The sequence below is a fragment of the Agrobacterium sp. YIC 4121 genome, assembly GCF_002008205.1.
Classification (GTDB): domain Bacteria; phylum Pseudomonadota; class Alphaproteobacteria; order Rhizobiales; family Rhizobiaceae; genus Agrobacterium; species Agrobacterium leguminum.
This window is the reverse complement of record NZ_MRDI01000014.1, coordinates 73767-95089: the sequence shown is the minus strand read 5'-3', so window position 1 is coordinate 95089 and position 21323 is coordinate 73767. Positions and strand designations below refer to the sequence as shown.

The 21323-nt window shown below is 59.7% G+C and carries 25 protein-coding genes; 12 read left to right on the top strand and 13 right to left on the bottom strand.

The features are described from left to right. Positions 1–2: 2 nt before the first annotated feature. Both purQ and BTE54_RS13550 read left to right on the top strand, forming a co-directional pair. Positions 3–674, top strand: coding sequence for a phosphoribosylformylglycinamidine synthase subunit PurQ (gene purQ, locus BTE54_RS13555; protein ID WP_065655203.1), 672 nt, complete (start codon positions 3–5; stop codon positions 672–674). A gap of 79 nt (positions 675–753) precedes the next feature. Then, positions 754–1158 (top strand): hypothetical protein, encoded by a 405-nt coding sequence (locus BTE54_RS13550; protein ID WP_078052815.1) that lies wholly within the window; start codon positions 754–756, stop codon positions 1156–1158. A gap of 133 nt (positions 1159–1291) precedes the next feature. Here BTE54_RS13550 and BTE54_RS13545 read toward each other — a convergent pair whose 3' ends face one another. Continuing rightward, positions 1292–1597 carry a DUF1127 domain-containing protein gene (locus BTE54_RS13545; protein ID WP_065655204.1) on the bottom strand — a complete coding sequence of 102 codons (306 nt, stop codon included), beginning with the start codon at positions 1595–1597 and terminating at the stop codon, positions 1292–1294. Positions 1598–1690: 93 nt separating this feature from the next. Here BTE54_RS13545 and BTE54_RS13540 point away from each other — a divergent pair, with 93 nt between their 5' ends. The 4 genes from BTE54_RS13540 to BTE54_RS13525 all read left to right on the top strand — a co-directional run bounded on the left by BTE54_RS13540 (position 1691) and on the right by BTE54_RS13525 (position 6406). Then, on the top strand, positions 1691–3109 hold the full coding sequence (locus BTE54_RS13540) for a PLP-dependent aminotransferase family protein (RefSeq protein WP_078052781.1): 1419 nt from the start codon (positions 1691–1693) through the stop codon (positions 3107–3109). Positions 3110–3216: 107 nt separating this feature from the next. Further along, positions 3217–3807 carry an acyloxyacyl hydrolase gene (locus BTE54_RS13535; RefSeq protein ID WP_078052780.1) on the top strand — a complete coding sequence of 197 codons (591 nt, stop codon included), beginning with the start codon at positions 3217–3219 and terminating at the stop codon, positions 3805–3807. Positions 3808–3921: 114 nt separating this feature from the next. Continuing rightward, positions 3922–6156, top strand: a complete 2235-nt coding sequence (gene purL, locus BTE54_RS13530) for a phosphoribosylformylglycinamidine synthase subunit PurL (protein ID WP_078052779.1) — start codon at positions 3922–3924, stop codon at positions 6154–6156. A 16-nt stretch (positions 6157–6172) separates the two neighbouring features. Further along, on the top strand, positions 6173–6406 hold the full coding sequence (locus tag BTE54_RS13525) for a BolA family transcriptional regulator (protein WP_003507909.1): 234 nt from the start codon (positions 6173–6175) through the stop codon (positions 6404–6406). A gap of 142 nt (positions 6407–6548) precedes the next feature. Here BTE54_RS13525 and BTE54_RS13520 read toward each other — a convergent pair whose 3' ends face one another. Beyond that, the gene (locus BTE54_RS13520; protein ID WP_078052778.1) at positions 6549–7697 is read right to left on the bottom strand and encodes a hypothetical protein; all 1149 of its coding nucleotides are present in this window, start codon (positions 7695–7697) and stop codon (positions 6549–6551) included. 211 nt (positions 7698–7908) lie between these two features. Here BTE54_RS13520 and BTE54_RS13515 point away from each other — a divergent pair, with 211 nt between their 5' ends. The 4 genes from BTE54_RS13515 to BTE54_RS13500 all read left to right on the top strand — a co-directional run bounded on the left by BTE54_RS13515 (position 7909) and on the right by BTE54_RS13500 (position 10404). Continuing rightward, positions 7909–8157 (top strand): hypothetical protein, encoded by a 249-nt coding sequence (locus tag BTE54_RS13515; protein WP_078052777.1) that lies wholly within the window; start codon positions 7909–7911, stop codon positions 8155–8157. Beyond that, positions 8154–8585: a hypothetical protein gene (locus BTE54_RS13510; RefSeq protein ID WP_078052776.1), complete on the top strand. Its 432-nt coding sequence runs from the start codon at positions 8154–8156 to the stop codon at positions 8583–8585. Before BTE54_RS13515 ends, BTE54_RS13510 begins: the two co-directional genes overlap by 4 nt. A 137-nt stretch (positions 8586–8722) precedes the next feature. Further along, positions 8723–9058: a Grx4 family monothiol glutaredoxin gene (grxD, locus tag BTE54_RS13505; protein WP_003520429.1), complete on the top strand. Its 336-nt coding sequence runs from the start codon at positions 8723–8725 to the stop codon at positions 9056–9058. Between the two features lie 137 nt (positions 9059–9195). Continuing rightward, a complete protein-coding gene (locus tag BTE54_RS13500; RefSeq protein WP_065655211.1) occupies positions 9196–10404 on the top strand; it encodes a multidrug effflux MFS transporter in 1209 nt (402 codons plus the stop codon). An 89-nt stretch (positions 10405–10493) separates the two neighbouring features. Here BTE54_RS13500 and BTE54_RS13495 read toward each other — a convergent pair whose 3' ends face one another. From BTE54_RS13495 to rpsD, 5 genes are all read right to left on the bottom strand, one after another. Then, a complete protein-coding gene (locus tag BTE54_RS13495) occupies positions 10494–11318 on the bottom strand; it encodes an inositol monophosphatase family protein (protein ID WP_078052775.1) in 825 nt (274 codons plus the stop codon). A gap of 29 nt (positions 11319–11347) precedes the next feature. Then, positions 11348–12175 carry an inositol monophosphatase family protein gene (locus tag BTE54_RS13490; protein ID WP_078052774.1) on the bottom strand — a complete coding sequence of 276 codons (828 nt, stop codon included), beginning with the start codon at positions 12173–12175 and terminating at the stop codon, positions 11348–11350. A gap of 16 nt (positions 12176–12191) precedes the next feature. After that, positions 12192–13133, bottom strand: a complete 942-nt coding sequence (gene ttcA, locus BTE54_RS13485) for a tRNA 2-thiocytidine(32) synthetase TtcA (RefSeq protein ID WP_198939142.1) — start codon at positions 13131–13133, stop codon at positions 12192–12194. A 61-nt stretch (positions 13134–13194) separates the two neighbouring features. Then, the gene (locus BTE54_RS13480) at positions 13195–14124 is read right to left on the bottom strand and encodes a glutaminase (RefSeq protein ID WP_059760375.1); all 930 of its coding nucleotides are present in this window, start codon (positions 14122–14124) and stop codon (positions 13195–13197) included. 68 nt (positions 14125–14192) lie between these two features. Further along, positions 14193–14810, bottom strand: a complete 618-nt coding sequence (gene rpsD / locus BTE54_RS13475; protein WP_003520423.1) for a 30S ribosomal protein S4 — start codon at positions 14808–14810, stop codon at positions 14193–14195. A gap of 450 nt (positions 14811–15260) precedes the next feature. Between rpsD and BTE54_RS13470 the strand changes: the two genes are divergently transcribed. Both BTE54_RS13470 and BTE54_RS13465 read left to right on the top strand, forming a co-directional pair. Continuing rightward, on the top strand, positions 15261–16244 hold the full coding sequence (locus BTE54_RS13470) for a TerC family protein (protein ID WP_078052773.1): 984 nt from the start codon (positions 15261–15263) through the stop codon (positions 16242–16244). Between the two features lie 284 nt (positions 16245–16528). Further along, positions 16529–17047 carry a hypothetical protein gene (locus tag BTE54_RS13465; protein ID WP_078052772.1) on the top strand — a complete coding sequence of 173 codons (519 nt, stop codon included), beginning with the start codon at positions 16529–16531 and terminating at the stop codon, positions 17045–17047. 3 nt (positions 17048–17050) lie between these two features. On the opposite strand, the gene BTE54_RS13460 is transcribed toward BTE54_RS13465, so the two are convergent. The 6 genes from BTE54_RS13460 to BTE54_RS13435 form a co-directional block, all read right to left on the bottom strand. Continuing rightward, complete coding sequence (locus BTE54_RS13460) at positions 17051–18568, bottom strand: ATP-binding protein (protein ID WP_198939141.1); 1518 nt, start codon at positions 18566–18568, stop codon at positions 17051–17053. A gap of 121 nt (positions 18569–18689) precedes the next feature. Beyond that, a complete protein-coding gene (locus tag BTE54_RS13455) occupies positions 18690–19583 on the bottom strand; it encodes an EamA family transporter (protein ID WP_078052771.1) in 894 nt (297 codons plus the stop codon). 37 nt (positions 19584–19620) lie between these two features. Continuing rightward, the gene (locus tag BTE54_RS13450) at positions 19621–20259 is read right to left on the bottom strand and encodes a LysE family translocator (RefSeq protein ID WP_078052770.1); all 639 of its coding nucleotides are present in this window, start codon (positions 20257–20259) and stop codon (positions 19621–19623) included. A gap of 72 nt (positions 20260–20331) precedes the next feature. Beyond that, positions 20332–20619 carry a HigA family addiction module antitoxin gene (locus BTE54_RS13445; protein ID WP_020810458.1) on the bottom strand — a complete coding sequence of 96 codons (288 nt, stop codon included), beginning with the start codon at positions 20617–20619 and terminating at the stop codon, positions 20332–20334. Further along, positions 20616–20912 (bottom strand): type II toxin-antitoxin system RelE/ParE family toxin, encoded by a 297-nt coding sequence (locus tag BTE54_RS13440; protein WP_078052769.1) that lies wholly within the window; start codon positions 20910–20912, stop codon positions 20616–20618. Before BTE54_RS13440 ends, BTE54_RS13445 begins: the two co-directional genes overlap by 4 nt. Before the next feature lie 97 nt (positions 20913–21009). Beyond that, on the bottom strand, positions 21010–21249 hold the full coding sequence (locus BTE54_RS13435) for a hypothetical protein (protein ID WP_059760384.1): 240 nt from the start codon (positions 21247–21249) through the stop codon (positions 21010–21012). Between the last annotated feature and the right edge of the window lie 74 nt (positions 21250–21323).

Below are 21323 nucleotides of genomic sequence, written 5' to 3'. Positions count from 1 at the left end.
CGATGAAATCCGCTGTCGTCCAACTTCCCGGCCTCAACCGCGACCGCGACATGATCGCGGCGCTGACGAAAATCTCCGGAAGCGCGCCCGTCACCATTTGGCAGACGGAAACGGATATTCCCGACGTCGACTTGATCGTCATCCCGGGCGGCTTCTCCTATGGTGACTATCTGCGTTGCGGCGCCATCGCCGCCCGCATGCCGGTCATGCAGGCCATTCGTGAAAAGGCCGAAAAGGGCGTCAAGGTTCTCGGCGTCTGCAACGGCTTCCAGATTTTGGTCGAGGCGGGCATGCTGCCGGGCGCGCTGATGCGCAACGCCTCGCTGAAATTCGTCTGCCGCGAAGTGAAGCTCGAAGTCGCCAACAACGACACGGATTTCACCCGCGCTTACGACAAGGGCCAGATCCTGCGCTGCCCCGTCGCCCATCACGATGGCAACTACTTCCTTGATGCGGATGAGCTGAAGTCGGTTGAAGGCAACGGACAGGTGGTGTTCCGTTATGCCGAGGGCACCAATCCCAACGGTTCGCTGAACGACATTGCAGGCGTCATCAACACCAAGGGCAACGTTCTCGGCATGATGCCACACCCGGAAAACCTGATCGAAGCCGCCCATGGCGGCAATGACGGCCGCGGCCTCTTCGCTTCGGCGCTTGGCGTCATCGCAGCCTGATAGACAAAGGCGGGTTTCAAACCCGCCTTTTTTGATGCCGGCTTCCGGCTATGTTTCGGCTTTTCTTCTGGATGACCTGATGCCCCGCATTCTTCGACACAATGCCTATAAAGCCACCGGACTGATCCTCGCTGCCGCCGCACTCGCGGCTTGCCAGCCGAAACCGCAGCCTTCCTCCTCCGTCTCCCGCGCGGCCCTGCCGACCATGGAACGGATCGCGCTTGGCGCGAATGCCTGCTGGTTCAAATCGGGCGACGCGGCGTTCAAGGCCTATCGCCTGGCGCCGGAACTCAACTCCTTCTCCGGCCGTCCGCGCATCCTGCTCGTGCCGCGCAACAGCCCGGAATCGCGCCCCATGCTGGTGGTTCAGGCAGAAGGCAACCCGGCAAAGCTCGATGCTTTCGGCCCCGTGATGAACGAAGCCCTTTCCGGCCGCATCGCAGCCGACGTCAAGCGCTGGGCGAACGGCGGCAAGGGCTGCTGATCGACAGGCACCGGCACCCGTGAGAACGCGGTCGGCATAAAAAAACCCGCCAGCGCCGGTTGGGATTGGCGTGGCGGGTTGCCGAATGGCTGCTTGGCGCCGGGGAAAGAAGGCGCCGCTCTCCGACAAAAAATCAAAGGGGCCGCGGCGGCCAGGAGAAGAGCCGGGATTTTGCCGCCTCCCTCAAGGCTTCATCCCGCGTAACGCCGATATCGTCCAGCAGATCGTCCGAAAGCTCCCGCAGGGCGAAGCGCCCCTGACGTTTCCGCTGCCATGAGGATATGCCCGCAATCAGGCGACCAATAAGCGTGCGGGCGATCTTGGCCGGAAAGGGCGCCGGTGCGACCATGTCGCCGGCATCGCGGAACACGCGTTCCCGTTCGTAGCCATCAGGATAGAGTGTATCCGCTGTCGAAAGGTATTGATCCATCTTGCGCATATTGCACCTATTGTCTCCGTGCGTTTAGCCTCATTCAATGCAGACAATAAATACAATTGACTTGAGGATAGATACAATGCATAAATTGTCACCATGACAAATTGGCTTCCCGACATTACCGAGGGCGACGGCCCGATTTACCTGCGCCTCGCCGACAGTATCGAAGGCGCGATTTCCGACGGCACCCTGCAGGCCGGCTCGAAACTGCCGCCGCAGCGCAATCTTGCTTACGATCTCGGTGTGACAATCGGCACAATCAGCCGGGCCTATGCGCTCATCCACGAGCGCGGGCTCGTCAGCGGTGAGGTCGGACGCGGCACCTATGTCAATGAGCGCAAGACCCCTGCCCCGTCATTGCCCATGGAGTCGGCAACGGCCGCCTTCGGCAGCACGCGCCATGCCGTCGACACCAGCGCCGAATTCCGGTTGAACACCACCGCTGCGCCGGATGTCGGCCAGAGCGTGCTGATCGCCAGACACATCGAGGCGGTAACCAGAGAGCATCCCCAGGACATTACCAATTATGCCCGCTCTTTTCCCGACAACTGGTGCATGGCGGGCGTTCGCTGGCTTTCCCAGAATGGCTGGTCGCCGAAGCCGGAAAACATCGTTTCGACGCTTGGCGCCCATGCGGCGGTGATGAGCGTGATGTCGGCGATGACCGCGCCGGGCGACCGCATCGTCTTCGAACCCGTCACCTATTCCCACATCAGCCGCAGCGCCGCCCTTGCCGGCCGGCGGGTGACGCTGGTGGAGGCGGATGAGAACGGCATTGTCCCGGATGATTTCGAACGCGTCTGCGCCCAGCAGCACCCCAAGATGATCTTCCTGATGTCGGCCGGCCAGAACCCGACCTGCGCGACCCTGCCGGAAGAGCGCCGCCGCGCGATTGCCGATGTCGCCCGTCGTTACGGCGTGTGGATCGTCGAGGACAATCTTTATGGCGCGATGACGCGCGATGCGATCCCGCTGATCGCAGAATTTGCGCCCGACATTACCTTCGTCGTCGGCGGCCTGTCGAAATCCGTCGCCGCCGGCGTGCGCGGCGGCTGGGTCGCCTGCCCCGCGCAATATTCCTCGCGCATCCGTATTTCCCACTCGATGATGACGGGCGGCCTGCCCTTCATGCTGGCCGAACTGAATGCGCGCCTCGTCAATAGTGGCGACGCCGACGACATTCGCAAGGATTGTATCGCCGAGATCAATCAGCGGGAGGCGATTGCCCGGCGGGCCTTCGCCGGACTGGATTTCAATTCGCTGCCCGATATCGCCTTCCTGTGGCTGAGACTGCCCGAACCCTGGCTTTCCGGCACGTTCCGAAACGCGGCGATGAAAGAAGGCGTGCTGATCGATGACGAGGATGAGTTCAAGGCCGGCCGCACCGACAAGGTTTTCCATCGGGTGCGCGTCAGCCTTTCCGGTCCATCGAACCAGCAAGAGTTGACCCATGCCCTCGACATCCTGCGCCACCTTCTCGACAACGGCTCCGCCGGTTACGAAAGCGTTGCCTAGAGGGCAGAGAGTCTTTCCTGCAACACCCGGCTTAATTCAGTAACTTATCATTTACCACGCCGACAAACCTGCCATCCTTTCCGCAATTCGAGGTGGGGAATGATTCGATGGCAGCATTCGGTTCCACAGGTATGAGGGCGTGTTTCACGCTGGCGATCCTTCTCGCGGCATGTGTCTTTATCGGCATCATGCCCGCCACTGCTGCGGAAGGCACCGTCTTCGACGAATTGCGCTTCGGCGCAACCACCTCGATTTCCAATCACGACAATGGCGGTGAGGATGGCATCTTCCCGGCCTTCACCGTCTATTTTGATCCCTTCGCCAGTGCATCTGCGGTAACGCTCGGCCAAAAACTCTCCCGCCCGCGGCTGCATATCGGTGGCGAGATCGGCACTGAGGGCTCGGCGAATACCATTTACGGCGGTGTCAACTGGACCTTCGATCTCAACCCGAAGATCTTTCTCGATTTCGGTTTTGGCGGCCTCTGGCACGATGGCAAGCTGAGAAACAGTGCCGGCGAAACCGGTGCGGAATTCGGCTGCCGGGTGCTTTTCCACGAATATGCGGCGATCGGCTATCGTTTCGATAATAAATGGAATATTTCGACCCAGATCGAGCATGCATCACACGCCAATCTGTGCGACGGCCCGAATGACGGGCTCACGCGCGTAGGCCTTATGGTCGGTTACAGGTTCTGAAGAAGCCAAGAAAGCAGCGTTTTGCGGGTAAAACCGCGCATTTTCCTGTCGCACCATCGAGCCTCTTGCGCTAAAGAACCGGAAACTTTCCTCGGCTCGAACCGCGTGAGACCTATGTCTATCTCAAACTCCATCAAGATCACCCCGGAACTCGTTGCATCCCACGGGCTGAAGCCCGACGAATACCAGCGTATCCTCGACCTGATCGGACGGGAGCCGAGCTTTACCGAGCTTGGCATCTTCTCGGCCATGTGGAACGAGCACTGCTCCTACAAGTCCTCCAAGAAGTGGCTGAAGACCCTGCCGACCAAGGGTCCGCGCGTCATTCAGGGCCCCGGCGAGAACGCCGGCGTGGTCGATATCGATGATGGCGACTGCGTCGTCTTCAAGATGGAGAGCCACAACCACCCCTCCTATATCGAGCCCTATCAGGGCGCGGCAACGGGCGTTGGCGGCATTCTGCGCGACGTCTTCACCATGGGCGCCCGCCCGATCGCGGCCATGAACGCCCTGCGTTTCGGCGCGCCCGACCACCCGAAGACCCGCCACCTCGTGGCCGGCGTCGTTGCCGGTGTTGGCGGCTACGGCAACTCCTTCGGTGTGCCAACGGTCGGCGGCGAAGTGGAATTCGACCCGCGTTATAACGGCAACATCCTCGTCAACGCCTTTGCCGCCGGCCTTGCCAAGTCCAACGCGATCTTCCTTTCGGAAGCCAAGGGCGTTGGCCTGCCGGTCGTTTATCTCGGTGCAAAGACCGGCCGCGACGGCGTCGGCGGCGCGACCATGGCGTCCGCCGAATTCGACGAATCCATTGAGGAAAAGCGCCCGACCGTTCAGGTCGGCGACCCCTTCACCGAAAAGTGCCTGTTGGAAGCCTGCCTTGAGCTGATGAAGACCGGTGCGGTCATCGCCATTCAGGACATGGGTGCGGCCGGCCTCACCTGCTCGGCCGTTGAAATGGGCGCCAAGGGCGATCTCGGCATCGAGCTTGACTTGAACGCCGTACCGGTGCGCGAAGAGCGCATGACGGCTTACGAAATGATGCTGTCGGAAAGCCAGGAGCGTATGCTCATGGTTCTCGAACCCTCCAAGGAAGAAGTCGCCAAGGCAATCTTCGTCAAGTGGGGTCTGGACTTCGCCATCGTCGGCAAGACCACCGACGACCTGCGTTTCCGCGTGCTGCACAATGGCGAGGAAGTCGCCAACCTGCCGATCAAGGAACTGGGCGATCAGGCTCCGGAATATGACCGCCCGTGGACGCCCGCCAAGGTGCCTGCGCCGCTTTCGGAAAACGACGTCCCCGCCGCCGATATCGCCGATGCGCTGGTATCGCTCGTCGGTTCAGCCAACAATTCCTCGCGCCGCTGGGTTTACGAGCAGTATGACACGCTGATCCAGGGCAATTCGCTGCAGCTGCCGGGCGGCGATGCCGGCGTTGTTCGTGTCGAAGGTCATGACAAGAAGGCACTCGCCTTCTCCTCCGACGTCACACCGCGTTATGTCGAGGCCGATCCCTTCGAAGGCGGCAAGCAGGCCGTGGCAGAATGCTGGCGCAACATCACCGCAACCGGCGCTCTGCCGCTTGCGGCCACCGACAACCTCAATTTCGGCAATCCGGAAAAGCCCGAGATCATGAGCCAGCTGGTCCATGCCATCAAGGGCATCGGCGAAGCCTGCCGTGTGCTGGAGTTCCCGATCGTTTCCGGCAACGTCTCGCTCTATAACGAGACCAACGGTCAGGCGATCCTGCCCACCCCCACCATCGGCGGTGTCGGCCTGCTGAAGGACTGGGGCCGCATGGCGCGCATCCGTTTCGCCGCAGCTGACGAAGTGGTGCTGCTCGTCGGCGCCCCTGCCGGCCTCGGCACACACATCGCCCAGTCGGTTTACATGCGTGACATTCATGGCCGAACAGATGGCCCGGCGCCGCATGTCGATCTGGCCGCTGAAAAGAACAACGGCGATTTCGTCCGCAGCCTGATTACCGACGGTCTTGCCACCGCCGTTCACGATTGCTCCTCGGGCGGTCTGGCGCTTGCAGTCGCCGAAATGGCGATTTCGTCGGGCATCGGCGCGACCATCGACGCGGTCGAAGGCCACAACCCGGTCCTCACCTTCTATGGCGAAGATCAGGGCCGTTACGTTCTGACGGTCAAAAAGGCCGATCTCGACGAGGTGCAGACTGCGGCGAAGGCGGCGGGCGTTTCCTGCCCGGTCATCGGCGTTACCGGCGGTTCCACCGTAAAGCTGGGCACGGCGCGGGCTGTCGAGATTAAAGAATTGCACTTGGCCTATGAATCGTGGTTCCCTCAATTCATGGACGGCGAAACTTTGCTCGCCGCAGAATGAATTAAGGAGAAGCACCATGCCCATGAAACCCGGCGACATTGAAGACATGATTAAGGCGGGAATTCCCGGGGCAAAGGTCACGATCCGCGATCTGGCCGGTGATGGCGATCATTACGCGGCGGAAGTCGTTGCGGAAGCATTCAAGGGCAAGACCCGCGTGCAGCAGCACCAAATGGTCTATGACGCGCTGAAGGGCAATATGGGCGGCGTTCTGCATGCTCTTGCCCTGCAGACCTCGGCTCCCGAATGATAACGCCCGTGAAAGCGGTTCCGGCAACGGACCGTCTCTGTCCCGCCTGCGGCAGAGCGTGAAACCTGCGGAATAAATCAAGGCCCGCGTGATACTCTCACGCGGGCCTTTTTTAATGTCCGGCCGAATGGGTCGTCGCCGCTTACAAAACGGGCGGCGTCTGCGAATCCAGAGCGGCGAAAGAGGCGGCAGGCAAAGGCCCCGCCGTCAGCAGGGTAAAATCGTAACCGGATCTGCGGTCCGGCCCCAGAACATATTGCCGGTGCATGCGCAGGAAGTTGCGCTTGTTCTTCTTATAACGGTCCGGCGAGAGCGAATGCTTGAAACGGATCGGCACGATCTTCGGCTGCGGCGCATCCCTGTGACCGGTCAGGCCAACGGTATTGCATCGGTAGAGATGAATAGGATCGGTCAGGCACTGGATATCGAACCATGTCACCTCTGGGTGACGAGCAATCGTGCCGACGCTTTGGCGAAGCCGGTCGGCGCTCGACAGGAACGCACATTGCAGCGCCGCCCCGCCCAAGGTCGCAAAGGACAGTTTCCGGCCATCCAGCGCATTCGGCTTCAGCTCCAGCACGCGGCCGATCACGGCAAGCGCAAGGCTGGCACCCATGCTGTGGGAAACCACCAGAACCTCGTCCGAGGGCTGCTCCAGCGCCGTCAGAACAAGTGCCGCCCTCTCCTCGATCCAGTCGCGGGCAATCGGCTCATCGCGGCCGACCGCGAGCGCGAACCGCCAGTCCGCATAAAGATGCAGGGTGTGAAACCGCTCCGCAAACGGCAGGAAAGCCTTCACGAAAAACAGGGCGGCGACGGGAAAGCTGATCGCCAAGAGCCAGAGAGGTAAAGCGAAAAGCCACGGCGACAGGGCAATAGCCGCCGCAAGGGCGCCGCCGACAAGCATCAGCAGGAACGGAAAGATGAAGAACAGCCCAAAACGCCAGGCGTGGCGGAAGTAACGCGCCGCGCCGCCCTCGGCTATAATGCCGGCTCCGGCCTTGAAACCGAGCCAGATCTGCCGCCAGACGGGTGCATCCCGCAATTGCGATATCACCGCATTATGGTCGTAAACGAAAATGTCGGAGCGGGTCCGCCATTCGCCCGCCGAGGCCTCAACCGTGAATGTTTCGCCCCCGGGCGCATTCTCCAGCGGTCCCACGGCATAATCGACATTCCATGTCTTGCCGGAGAGCGCCGCCGCCCGCTGGTAACGCAGATGATGGGCGGCCGCATCGAGCGGATCGAAACCGGGGAAATAAAGAACAAGTCGTGACTTGACGGCTGGCATGCATGAACCTTCGGCCGGAGCATTTCCAGTAAAAGCGCAATCGCTTTTACCCCAGGACAATGCGTAAAAACAAAGAGATAGCGCGCTTTTGCGTTTCGGAAGAAAGCAAATGCGCGCTAGAGACACCCGAAAGGATCGCTTGATACAGCGGGCGATGCACGTATAGTAAAAATCGCGACGGAAATGTGATTTATTTATCGGTGAGGGAAATTTGTCTGGCATCGTCGATCAAGTACTCAACGGCGTCGTCAAGGGCGCGCTGTCTGAAATCCTCACCAAGACCGGCATCCGCAAGACGCGCCGCGCGCGTCGGACGAAAAGCACCGGCTCGCTTGCCGGCGGCATCGTCGGCTCGGTTCTGGAAGCCGCGATCAACGCCGCCATCAAACCCAAGCCGGCCAAGAAGCAGGTGAGCAAAAGGCGCACCGCCGCCGCCCGCAGCAGACAACGATATCGATGATGTATCGCCTCCCCCTGCTTCCCGCCGTTTTACTACTGGCGATTTCGGGGCCGTTACAAGGTGCCGCAGAGGTTAAGAGCAGCAAAGAGATCAAGATCGGCTTCGTCGTGGAGCTTGATGGTGCTGATCGGATATCCGGCACAGCCTTCTGCAGAACTGGCAACACCTGCCGCCTGGTGGACCAGAAAAGTCCAAAATTAATTCTCGATATTGAAGTGAACAGTTTCTATAGCGAAATGGAGATTGACTGTGAGGACGATTGCTCGCTGCCGGGCGGCATGCGCGCCATAACGTTCGACAACGCTCGCGAATTCCATATTTCGGAAGGCGAAACAGGTGTATTGATACAATCAGTCTTCAGACGGTGGGAGCGGATAGGAAAAATCGTTCTCGACTTTTCTTACCCGAAGAGAACGACACGCTGGTAGCCCGAGCTTCGAGCTGCAATCAGCGATGCCACACCCGCAGTTTTTTACGCTTTCCGGGTGGAAATCGCGCCGCGACATGTTATTTAGAGGCTAACAGAAAGCAGCGGCCTTGAACCGCATGTGAAAGGAATAAGCCTATGAGCGGCATTCACGACATGATCGACAGCGAAGTGAAGAGCAACGACATCGTTCTTTTCATGAAGGGCACTCCGCAATTTCCGCAGTGCGGTTTTTCCGGCCAGGTGGTACAGATCCTCGATTATCTCGGCGTCGACTACAAGGGCATCAACGTGCTTGCCGATGCAGATATCCGTCAGGGCATCAAGGACTACTCCAACTGGCCGACCATCCCGCAGCTCTACGTCAAGGGCGAATTCGTCGGCGGCTGTGACATCGTAAGAGAGATGTTCCAGTCCGGCGAACTTCAAAACCACTTCCAAGAACAGGGTATCAGCGTCCGCGGCGCGGCCTGATTTCGGCCGGTTCATCCGGCCCACCCTGATTGTCAGAAATTTATGCCAGGCGTTGCTTCATGCAACGCCTTTGCCGTTCTTTTTGGGGCAATCCTGTGACAAATCTTTCACAATCCACCGCTTCGCGCGCAGGCTCGATGGGGCGCACGGAATTCATCGCGCTTGCCGCGATGCTGATGGCGCTGAACGCGCTTGCCATCGACATCATGCTGCCCGGTCTTCAGGAAATCGGCGCCTCGCTCGGCGTCGAAAACGAAAACCACCGCCAATATGTGATTTCCGCCTATCTTCTCGGCTTCGGCATCGCCCAGCTTCTGTACGGACCGATTTCGGACCGTTTCGGACGCCGCAAGCCGATGTTCGTCGGGCTCGCCATCTACATCGTTTCAGCCATAGCCGTGGTCTTCGTACCGTCCTTCTCCGGGCTTCTGATGCTGCGTTTCATTCAGGGCATCGGTTCGGCGGCCACGCGTGTCATCACGGTCTCCATCGTGCGTGATATCTATGGCGGACGGCAGATGGCGGAAGTCATGTCGCTGATCATGATGGTCTTCATGGTCGTGCCGGTCATTGCGCCCGGCACCGGCCAGATCGTGCTGTTTTTCGGTGACTGGCACCTGATCTTCGCTTTCATGGCGGCCATTGCCGCCGTGGTGACGGCCTGGATGTATTTTCGCCTGCCGGAAACCCTGCATCCGGACGATATCCGCCCCCTGACCGCAAGCTCCATCCTCGGCGGTTTCAAGATCGTGCTCACCAACCGTATCGCGCTCTGTTATACGCTCTCCAGCACCTTCATCTTCGGGGCGCTGTTCGGCTTCATCAACTCGGTCGAACAGGTCTATAAGGGCATTTACGGGCTCGGCGCATGGTTTGCGGCGGCCTTTGCGGGCGTGGCGCTGTTCATGGCCTTCTCGTCCTTCGTCAATGCAAGGCTGGTCGGCCGGTTCGGCATGCGCAAGCTGTCGCACGGCTCGCTGCTCGGCTTCATCGCCATCACCTTCGTCTGGCTGCTGGTGCAGGTGCTGGGGCCGGAACCGATGCCCTTTGCCATCTTCATCGTGTTCTTTGCGCTCGCCATGTTCCAGTTCGGCTGGATCGGCTCGAACTTCAACTCGCTGGCGATGGAACCGCTCGGCCACGTCGCCGGCACCGCATCGTCCGTCATGGGCTTCATGGGGACCGTCGGCGGCTCGCTGATCGGCGCGGCCATCGGCCAGTCTTTCGACGGCACGGCGCTGCCCATGGTGGCGGGCTTCTTCGCCGTCTCCATCGTCGGCCTCATCTTCGTGCTGATCGGTGAAAAGGGCGTGCTGTTTCAGGCGCATAACAAGCCGACCCGCTGAGGGGCGATAGACAAATGAAAGGGCGCGGAATTCTGTTCCGCGCCCTTTTTATTGATTGACGGTTCAATTTATCCAATGTCACTCCGGACTCAAACCGTAAAAATCTTCTCCCGCAGCAGTTCCCACGTCTCCTGATCCGGCGCGAGCAGCAGCCCGCCATCCACATGGCTCGGCAGATAGGGCGAGCCGTCGAGGCGTGCCGCGTAAGCGCCCGCCTCCTGCGACAGCAGCGTGCCGGCCAGATGGTCCCAGGGCATCAGCTTGTTATACATCAGGAAATGCATGTGGCCGCCGCAGAACAGGCGGTATTCATGCGCCGCGCAGCGATAGCTGGTGAAGAGCCGCACATCGGCGAGGTTCGTCAGGATCTTGCGCCGTGTCTCCACATCGAAATAGCCGGTATTGGCGATGCCGACCATCTGCGACAATTCCGGGGCCGGCACGACCGACATCTGCGTCTGCGAACCGTCGGCGCTGCAAAGCCACGCGCCGGAACCCTTTTCGGCAATCGCCCAATCATTGCCCATCGGATCGAAGATAAGGCCGGCAACGGTCTCACCCTTGGAGATGACGCTCATCATCACGCCGAAAAGCGGCAGGCCGGAAGCGAAATTATAGGTGCCGTCGATAGGATCGACCACCACGGCAAGATCGGCATCGGCAAGCTTGCCCAGCAGCGAGGCATCCGCCGCCACCGCCTCTTCGCCGATGAACAGTGCATCCGGCATGATGTCCTGCACACGCGCACGGATCAGCCGTTCGGCGGCCTCGTCGGCTTCGGTGACGAGGTCTATCGCCTCGGTCTTCATCCGCACATCGCCTTCGCCCAGATTACGGAACCGCGGCAGAATTTCTACTGCCGCCGCCTCCTGAAGCGCATTGGCAAGAGAGGCGATGTCGAGTTCGAGAGCCATGGGCGATATCCTTCTATTTGAGCGCGATGTTATAAGGCGACGATTTCCCGTCGCAGCATCTTCCAGCTTTCCTTATCGGGAGCAGACAGAATGCCGCCCTCCGTTTGCCCCGGCCGATAGGGCGTATTGTCGAAACGGGCCGTGTAACCGCCCGCCTCCTGATGAATGAGCACGCCGGCGAGATGATCCCACGGCATCAGCTTTTCATGGCCGATGAAATGCAGCTTGCCGGCCGAGGCGAGCCAATATTCATGCGCCGAGCAGTTGAGCGACAGCGCCATCTTGATCTTGGCCATATTGGCCGCAATCACCGGCCGGCGATCCTGATGGCTGTGGCCCCAGGAAAAGATGCCGACCATGTCGGACAATGGCGCGGGATCGGCTACCCTGAGCTTCGCCTGCGAACCGTTCCTGCGGTTGAGAAACGCGCCCTCGCCTTTCAAAGCGACGATTGTATCGCCCATCACCGGATCGTGGATGATACCCGCCACCGTCTCGCCCTTGACGGTGACCGCAAGCAGCGTGCCGAAAGCGGGAAAACCGGAAGCGTAATTGAAAGTGCCGTCGATGGGGTCGATCACGAAGGCAAGCGGCGCATCGGCAAGTGCGGGAATGACGGATTGGTCCGCCTCATAGGCCTCTTCGCCGACGATGTGGGCCTTCGGAAATCGCTGCAGGAGAGCAGCGGTGATCGCCTTTTCCGCCAGAACATCGGCCTCGGTGACGAGATCGACGGCGGAGGTCTTCTCGGAGATCGCACCGGCGCTCAGGTTTCGAAAGCGGGGAAGAATTTCATTCGCGCCGGCAGCGGCGACGGTGGAAACGAGGAAGTCGATATCTTTGTCGGAAAGGCTCATCGGGCGGGGCACTTCTTCATAAGGGGGAGTTGGCCTCCCTACGCTCTTCAGGTGACGCCCCGGTGACAGAAAGCGCCGAAAAATCAAAAAGCTTGGGATCGAGCAGATGCGACGGATTGACATGGGCAAGCGCCCTCAGCATCACGTCCTTGCGGCCGGGCATACGCCGTTCGATGTCGGCCAGCATCTCCTTCATGGCATTGCGCTGAAGCCCGTCCTGCGAGCCGCAGAGGTCGCAGGGAATGATCGGGAATTCCATCGCCGCCGCGAATTTCGCCATATCCTCCTCGGCGCAATAGGCAAGCGGGCGCATGACCATCAGGTCGCCCTCGTCATTCAAAAGCTTCGCCGGCATGCCAGCCAGCCGGCCGCCGTGGAAGAAGTTCATGAAGAAGGTCTCAAGAATATCCTCGCGGTGATGGCCGAGCAGCAGTGCGTCACAGCCCTCTTCCCGCGCGATGCGGTAGAGATTGCCGCGCCGGAGCCGCGAACAGAGCGAACAGTAGGTGCCGCCCGAAGGCACCTTTTCCTTCACCACGGAATAGGTGTCGCGATATTCGATGCGATGGGGCACACCGATCTTCGCCAGATACTCCGGCAGCACGTGCTTGGGGAAATTTGGCTGACCCTGATCGAGATTGCAGGCAATCAGTTCCACCGGCAAAAGGCCACGCCATTTCAAATCGAGCAGCAGCGCCAGCAGCCCATAGCTGTCCTTGCCGCCGGAAAGGCCGACAAGCCAGCGCTTCTGGCCATTCAGCATGCCGAAATCGGTAAAGGCCTGGCGCACATTGCGCAGCAGCCGTTTGCGCAGCTTGTTGAACGACACCGATCGCGGTGCATTGTCGAACAGGGGATGCGAGCTGCCGTTTTCTTCGGACGCGTCCTGATCCGCCCCGATCTGGTCGGCCCCGGCCTGATCTACAAAATCATCGATCTTGGTGAGAATGTTCATCATCAGCTCGCTCCGGCACGACTGCCGTTCTTAATGCAGGCAATGCCCCCATCCGCCGGCAATATCAAGCCCCGAATACCGACCAGCCGGTTTTCGTCGCCAGCATTTCCAGCGCCTGTGACCCGAGCGCCGAGTTGCCGACCTTGTTGAGACCCGGCGACCAGACCGCAATCGACGCGTTGCCGGGCGCCACCGCCAGGATGCCGCCGCCCACACCGCTCTTGCCCGGCAGACCAACATGATAGGCGAAATCGCCCGATCCGTCATAATGGCCGCAGGTCAGCATCAGCGCATTGATACGCCGCGCCCGGCGGTCCGACACAACCGTATGCCCCGTCAGCGGATTGCGGCCGCGATTGGCGAGAAAGAGGCCAGCGCGGGAAAGCTGAGCACAGGTCATGGAAAGCGCGCACTGGTGGAAATAAACGCCGAGCGTATATTCGACGGGATGGTGCAGATTGCCGAAGGAGCGCATGAAATTGGCGAGCGCGAAATTGCGGAACCCTGTCGCCTGCTCGGATTTCGCCACCGTATCGTCGATGCTGATCGTGTCATCGTCCGCGAGGTAACGCACGAAACGCAGAAGCTCACCGATTGCCTCGCGGGGCTGGTGGCCAGCAAGCACGATATCCGTGACCACGATCGCGCCGGCGTTCACGAAGGGATTGCGTGGGATGCCGTGCTCATGCTCCAGCTGGACGATGGAGTTGAAGGAGGAGCCCGAAGGCTCGCGCCCTACCCGGTTCCACACCGTTTCCCCCGCCTTGCCGAGCGCCAGCGTCAGCATGAAGACCTTGGAGATGCTCTGGATCGAAAACGGCGTCAGCGCATTGCCGGCCGTGTAGGTGGTTCCATCGACAGTGGTGATGGCGATGCCGAACTGGTTGGGATCGACCTTGGCAAGTTCGGGAATGTAATCCGCAACCTTCCCCTCGCCGAGCCGCGGCGCCATGCTGTCGTAAATGGAATCGACGATCGCCTGAATGTCCTGCATGCAAAGCCTTCCCCGCAAACAAAAAAGCCGCCCCGAAGGGCGGCTTCCTGAATACTGAAACGCGTCGATTAACGCGAGTAGAATTCGACGACCAGATGCGGTTCCATGACGACCGGGTACGGAACGTCGGAGAGAGCCGGAACGCGGGCGTAGGTCGCAACCATCTTGTTGTGGTCAACTTCGATGTAGTCCGGAACGTCGCGCTCAGCGAGCTGAACGGCTTCCAGAACGGTGACGAGCTGCTTGGACTTCTGGCGAACTTCGATAACGTCGCCCGGCTTGCAGCGGTAAGAACCGATGTTGACGCGAACGCCGTTAACCGTGACGTGGCCATGGTTGATGAACTGGCGCGATGCGAAAACGGTAGGAACGAACTTGGCGCGGTAGACGATGGCGTCCAGACGCGACTCGAGCAGGCCGATGAGGTTTTCGGAAGTGTCACCCTTGCGACGGTTTGCTTCGTCGAAGGTGGCGCGGAACTGCTTTTCGCGCAGTTCGCCGTAGTAGCCCTTGAGCTTCTGCTTGGCGCGCAGCTGCGTGCCGAAGTCGCTCATCTTGCCCTTGCGGCGCTGGCCGTGCTGGCCCGGGCCGTATTCGCGGCGGTTAACCGGGGACTTCGGACGGCCCCAGATGTTTTCGCCCATGCGGCGGTCAATTTTATACTTAGCCGATTCGCGCTTGCTCATCGTATTTCCTTCTCAAAAGGTTATGCCGGTCTGTTACCAAACCGGTTTAAGGAAACACGCCCTCCTCTGAAGCCCGTTTCAGGGCCTCTGACAGGCTTCTCACATGCAAATGGAGAAACCACGGGACATGTCGGTGATATTGACCGCCGAACGTCAGTTCTTAAACTGCAGGGCAGTCAACAAAACACACCGGACATCACTGCCCGGCGTTGTGGCGGCTTCTACAGAGCTTTCACGAATTTGTCAAACAAGGCCTTTCGCTTTTTTCTGAAGTCTCCTCTTGAAAAGCGAAAGTGCCCACCCATCTCTCCATCGTGATCAGAACTCGGGCCCCTCTGGCGTGTTACCGGACAACACGTGATGTCGAGTTTGTTAAGGTTGGGGCCACGTATATGTCTGTTTCACGTCCCCCATCCGTAAAGCCAACCTCGTCCGGCTAAAGGTTGACTGATGGACTTTCTTCTATCGGATTTTCTCGGCACCCCCACATGGATGTGGGCGGTCTTCATTTCCCTCGTCCTTGGCCTTCTCGCGCTCGATCTAGGCGTGCTGCATAAAAACTCCAAGGAAATTGGCGTTCGTGAAAGCCTGCTGATGTCGGGCTTCTATATTGTCATCGGCTTGGCCTTCGGCGGCTGGATCTGGTATCAGTCCGGCGAACAGTCGGCGATGGAATATGTCACCGGCTTCGTGGTCGAAAAAAGCCTGGCGATGGACAATATCTTCATCATCGCCATGATTTTCTCCTATTTCGCCATTCCCCGCCAATATCAGCACCGCGTGCTGCTCTGGGGCATCCTCGGCGTCATCGTCCTGCGTGGCATCATGATCGCGGGCGGCGCGGCCATCGTCGAAAACTTCCACTGGGTGCTTTATCTCTTCGCGGCCTTCCTCGTCTTCACCGGCCTCAAGATGCTGTTCTCGTCCGACCATGACGAGTCCGATATCGGCAATAACCGCATCCTGAAGTTCCTGCGCAGTCACCTTCCGGTGACAAACAGGCTGCATGGCGAGAAATTCTTCGTCAAGGAAACCGATGAGACCACCGGCAAACTCAAGACCTTCGTGACGCCGCTCTTCCTGGCGCTCATCATGGTCGAAATCGCCGACCTGATCTTCGCAGTCGATTCGATCCCGGCAATCTTCGCGATCACCACCGATCCGTTTATCGTCTACACGTCGAACATCTTCGCGATCCTCGGTCTGCGCGCCCTTTACTTTGCGCTCGCCGCCCTCATCCACCGCTTCGCTTATCTGAAATATGCGCTGGCTGCGGTTCTGGTCTTCGTCGGTTCGAAGATTTTCGTCGCCGATATGCTGGGCATCGCCAAGATCCCGCCCGCCGTCTCTCTCGGCGTCACCGTCGCCATCCTTGCAACCGGCATCATCGGTTCGTTGATTGCGACGCGGAAAGAAGCGAAGGCCATCGAGTAAGAATATGCGACGAGGAGGCGGAAACGCCTCCTCGCACCACTGACAAAGTCCTGAAAGCTCTCTTCCGTTATGCTCGGGCCTGTCCCGAGCACCTGCAACGTCTCGATTTTATTAAGGGACAAGCCCAAGGATGACGTCGAGAGTGAGTAGGTTTGTCAGTAAATTGAGGAGGCGAAGACGCCTCCTCTTTCTTTTTTGATGCTGAAACCTATAATCTGCATTATTACGACCAATACCAAAATCTATTTTCACAATATTAAAAACTCTCAATTCATTGCTTTAAAATGACCTTTGAACCCGTTGACCAAGCCATTTCCGAACAGAAACTCTGGCGAGCGAAGGAAATCCTTCAAGGCAGGCTCAGCCATCCTGAAGTCGATCTGGTGCTCTTTCAAAAATACGGCGAAGTGCTGCTCGAGATGAACGACCTCGTGGAAGCGGGGCGCATGTTGTTCTGCTCCGGCGCGCGCGAAGAACGTTTCAGGGAAGCGATCGATATATTCCTGTCGAGAAACAACCGGCGTGAACCGCAGCGCTTTCTGGCGCAATTGCCCTCTTCCATAAGACGGCAACGGCATCTGGCGGAATTTATCGCCTCGCCGGAATTCGAACGCAGCGGATGGACAGCGGCGCAGCTCTCCCGGGTCGCTCCCGTAAAAACGGATGTCAGCACCCGCCCCTATCAACGGCCGCACCGATTGGCCTCGGCACTTGTCATAGCCGCTATTGTTTGCGTGCTGGCTTTAAGCCTCGTCGGTCTATACACGACGATCCGCTTCGCCGTGCGGATTTTGGCGGAATAGCGATTACTCCGCCGCCAGTCTGGCATCATCCTCAGCCGCATCCGCATCGCCGGGTGCGGTTTTTGCATCGAGATCGGGGAAAGCCACGATGCGCTTGCCGGAGAAATCGGCATGCACCACCACAAGCTCCTTCTCCTCGAAATAACCGAGCAGCCGCCGCGCGCGGCGGGCGGAATGGGTGCCATAAGCGCGGGCGATGCGGGCATCCGAAGGACAAGGCTCCTCGCCGAGAGCGGCCTTGACCAGAAGCAGGAAAACGCCCTGCAGGTCGTCGGAAACCGACGTCGACAGTTCCAGCGCCTTTTGCCAGCCTTCGCTGGCCGCCATCGCCGCATCCACGCCGGAGCGGGCAATCGCCACCTGTCGGCGGAATTCCGGCAGCGTCATCGGCGTGCCGGGAATACGGCGCATACGGGCGCGCACCAGAAAATCCTGATAGAGTACGGCATCGGTGCGATAGGCCGATTGCGGATCGTCGAGAATTTCGACAAGCACCGCGGCGATCTTCTCCTCGCGCTCCTCCGGTGTCATCTCTGGCTGCCCAGCCCGGAGCGACGGCTCGGGCGAAGGACCAACGGCAGCGGGCGTGGAGCGGGAAAGCTCGGCGAGAATGTCGTTGGTCGGGCGCGGTGCAGGCGGCGTACGGCGCACCGCGGCGCGCGTAAACTCTTCCGGATCCGGCGTGAAGATCAGGTCTTCCACATCCTCAGGCGCATCCGGCAGCGGCATCAGCTTCGGCGAGGAGGAACGCGCCGAGGTTTCCACCGGGCCGATGACGATGGGCAGCGGCCGACGCGACAGCGCCGGGCCAAGCGCCACGAAATTGCCGCGCTGCAGATCGCGGAACATTTCCGCCTGCCGCCGGTCCATGCCGAGCAGATCGGCCGCGCGCGCCATGTCGATATCGAGGAAGGTGCGGCCCATCAGGAAGTTGGAGGCTTCCGCCGCCACGTTCTTGGCGAGCTTCGCAAGACGTTGCGTGGCGATGACGCCGGCAAGACCGCGCTTACGGCCACGGCACATCAGATTGGTCATGGCGCCCAGCGACGCCTTGCGGGCATCTTCCGTAACCTCGCCGCCGACGGAGGGCGCAAACATCTGCGCCTCATCCACCACGACAAGCACCGGATACCAATATTCACGATCCGCATCGAACATGCCGTTGAGGAAGGCGGCGGCGGCCCGCATCTGCTGTTCAATATCGAGGCCTTCCAGCGTCAGCACGCAGGAAACGCGGTGCTGGCGAATGCGGTTGGCTATGCCGGCAAGCTCCGCTTCGGTACGCTCGCCATCCACCACCACATGACCGAACTTGTCGGAAAGCGTGACGAAATCACCTTCGGGATCGATGATGACCTGCTGCACCCATTGCGCCGATTGCTCGAGCAGCCGGCGCAGCAGATGCGACTTGCCGGAACCGGAATTGCCCTGCACCAGCAGGCGCGTCGCGAGCAATTCCTCGATATCGAGCTTGGCCTGCTGCCCGCCCGATAGGGTTCCCATGTCGATGCCGACCTGCAATGTTCCATTCCCTGTGCTGCATATCAGGACCGATTCCCTCAAGGGACGGCCGAACATGGTCTTTACCAAAAAAATGCCTGTTGCGTCTCACCCATGCCGATAATGCACAGGCAATTCGCTCTTAGCCCTGCGTAGACCTCACCCAAAAGCGTGAAGCGCCGATGCGCCGGCCAAAGACGTTGAGCGCGAGCCCCAGAATGACCAGTGCTGCGCCGACCACCTCGAAGACGGTGATATGCTCCGCAAAAGCGAGATAGGCGCTGATGAAACCGACAACAGGCACCAGTAGCGAAAACGGCGCAACCGTTCCGGCCGGATACCGCAGAAGCAGGTAACTCCAGATACCCGCGCCGACAATGGTCGCACCATAGGCCATGTAGATCACCACAAACGCCATCGTCGGCGTCGCATTGAGCAGGCCTTCCGCAATCGCATCAGGTCCTTCCACCACCAGCGAAAGCAGAATCAACGGCAGAACCGGCACAAGGCTTGTCCACGCCACAAAGGAAACCGCGTTCACCTGGCCGATGCGGCGGTTGACAATGTTGCCGCATGCCCAGGCAATGGCCGAGCCGACCCCCATCAGCAGCGGTATCAACGCTGCCGCCGTCATGCGCTCCACGCCAATGACCGCGAGCCCGCCAAAAGCGATGATCGCGCCAAGAATCTGTGAGGGCAACGGTCGCTCGCCGAGAAACACCACGGCAAGCGCCAGCGTGAAGAAGGCCTGCGACTGCATGACGAGCGAAGCAAGCCCCGCCGGCAGGCCGAGCTTGATGGCCGGGTAAAGCAGGCCGAACTGCACGAAGCCCATCGCCATGCCGTACACGATCATGTGACGCCACGGCACATTGGGTTTCGGCAGGAAGAATACCAGCGGCACGGCTGCAAAGAAATAACGCACACCCGTCAGAAATAAAGGCGGCATGTCGGTGACGCCGACCTTGATGGCGACGAAATTGAAGCCCCACAAAAACACGGTGATCAGGGCGAGAAGTATATGCGGCAATGCCATTTTGTTATGTCCGAATTTCAGGCGATCGAGAGCTGCCTTACGGCGCGACCGCCCTCTTCCAGCCGAAGGTAATGAGGCCGGCGCCGATCAGGAGACCGCCGCCCGTGCGGTTGACGATGCGCTGAACCTTCGGCTTGCGGATCGTATTGCGGGCGGCACTTGCCAGAAGTCCATAAAGCGCCGCATTCACCGTGGCAAGCACGAGGAACGTGACTTCAAAAATCAGCACCTGCGGCCAGAAGGGCAATGTCGGCACCAGAAACTGCGGCAGAAAGGCCACGAAGAACACGATGCTCTTCGGGTTCAGCGCGGTGACGATATAGGCATGCAGGAAGATTTTGAGCGGCCTTTCGCGGCCGGTCACGCCCGTCCCTTCCGCCCCCTCGCCGCCGACCGGCGAACGCCACAGCTTGATACCGAGATAGATGAGGTAAGCCGCACCGATCCATTTAAGCCCGGTGAAAAGCGCCGCCGATGTGGCAAGCAGCGCGCCGAGCCCCAGCATGGAAGCCGTCATCGCGGTGAAATCACCGAGCGCCACGCCCGTCACCGTCGCCGTGCTGGCCTTGCGGCCATGGCCCAGCGCATAAGAAATCACCAGCAGGATCGTCGGTCCCGGAATGGCGAGCATGATGGCGGATGCGGCCACGAAGGCCAGCCAGTTTTCCAGCGGCATGAGGAATCTCCCTATCTGATCTTTGGGAGCAAGCCACCAAAACCAGAAGGTATCAAGCCAAATCTTCGAAGATTATGCCGCCCTGTCATCCAACGGACGAACGGGCGGCTGCTCACGTTTCATCGCCTGTGCAAGATCGTAATTCGACTGCATGGCAAGCCATGCCCGCGCGGTGCTGACCCCCGCCCGCTCCAACCGTAAGGCAAGGTCTGGGCTGACCCCTGCCCGTCCGTTCAAGACCCGCGAAAGCGCTACGCGCGACATTCCAAGCCTTTCAGCAGCGTCTGTTACGGAAAGCTGAAGTGCGGCAATAACCTCTTCCCGTAACAACTCACCGGGATGAACAGGAAATTTCATCATTGGAACAATTCCCTTAAGTGATAATCCTGATAGTCGACAAGTTCGACGTCGCTATCCAGAAATCGAAACGTCACACGCCAGTTTCCATTCACCCATATGGACCAGTGGCCCCTCATATCACCCTTTAACGGATGAAGTTTAAGACCAGGAAGATTAAGATCGGGAACGCCTGCCGCAACCTCAAGCAAGGTTAGTATTCGGCCAAGCTTGGCGGCATGCGCAGGCTGAATACCCTTGGTCGTCCCGGAACGATAAAAAGCTTCCAGTCCTTTGTGTCGGAAACTGACGATCATAAGAACAGCGTATCCTGTATCGCATCGCTATACGATACGTAACGGCAGAGATGCGGCGGCCACCCCGACATTTCTTTGCCGGAGAGGCCTTTGCCAATCAAAACCGGGGCGCCCAGTGAGGGACCTCCCAATCCCGCCGCCGCTTCACCCGCGACGGGTCAAGGCCGATATCGACCAGCAGGCGCTCTGGCAGATCGGCAGGATCGGTCGGCGGTGCACGCGGCACCAGTGCGGCAATGAGAACCGCTTTCAGGGTTTTCCAGACACCGAATGTGACGAACAAGCGATCGACCGCATCCGGCAGCGCATATGCTACCAATGGTTGATTTTTCTGCATGGGAAATCCATCCCGGCGCGGCAAAGCGGCCAGGTCCTTTATCGATGGAAAACGACATGCCGAAACGGTGCGCG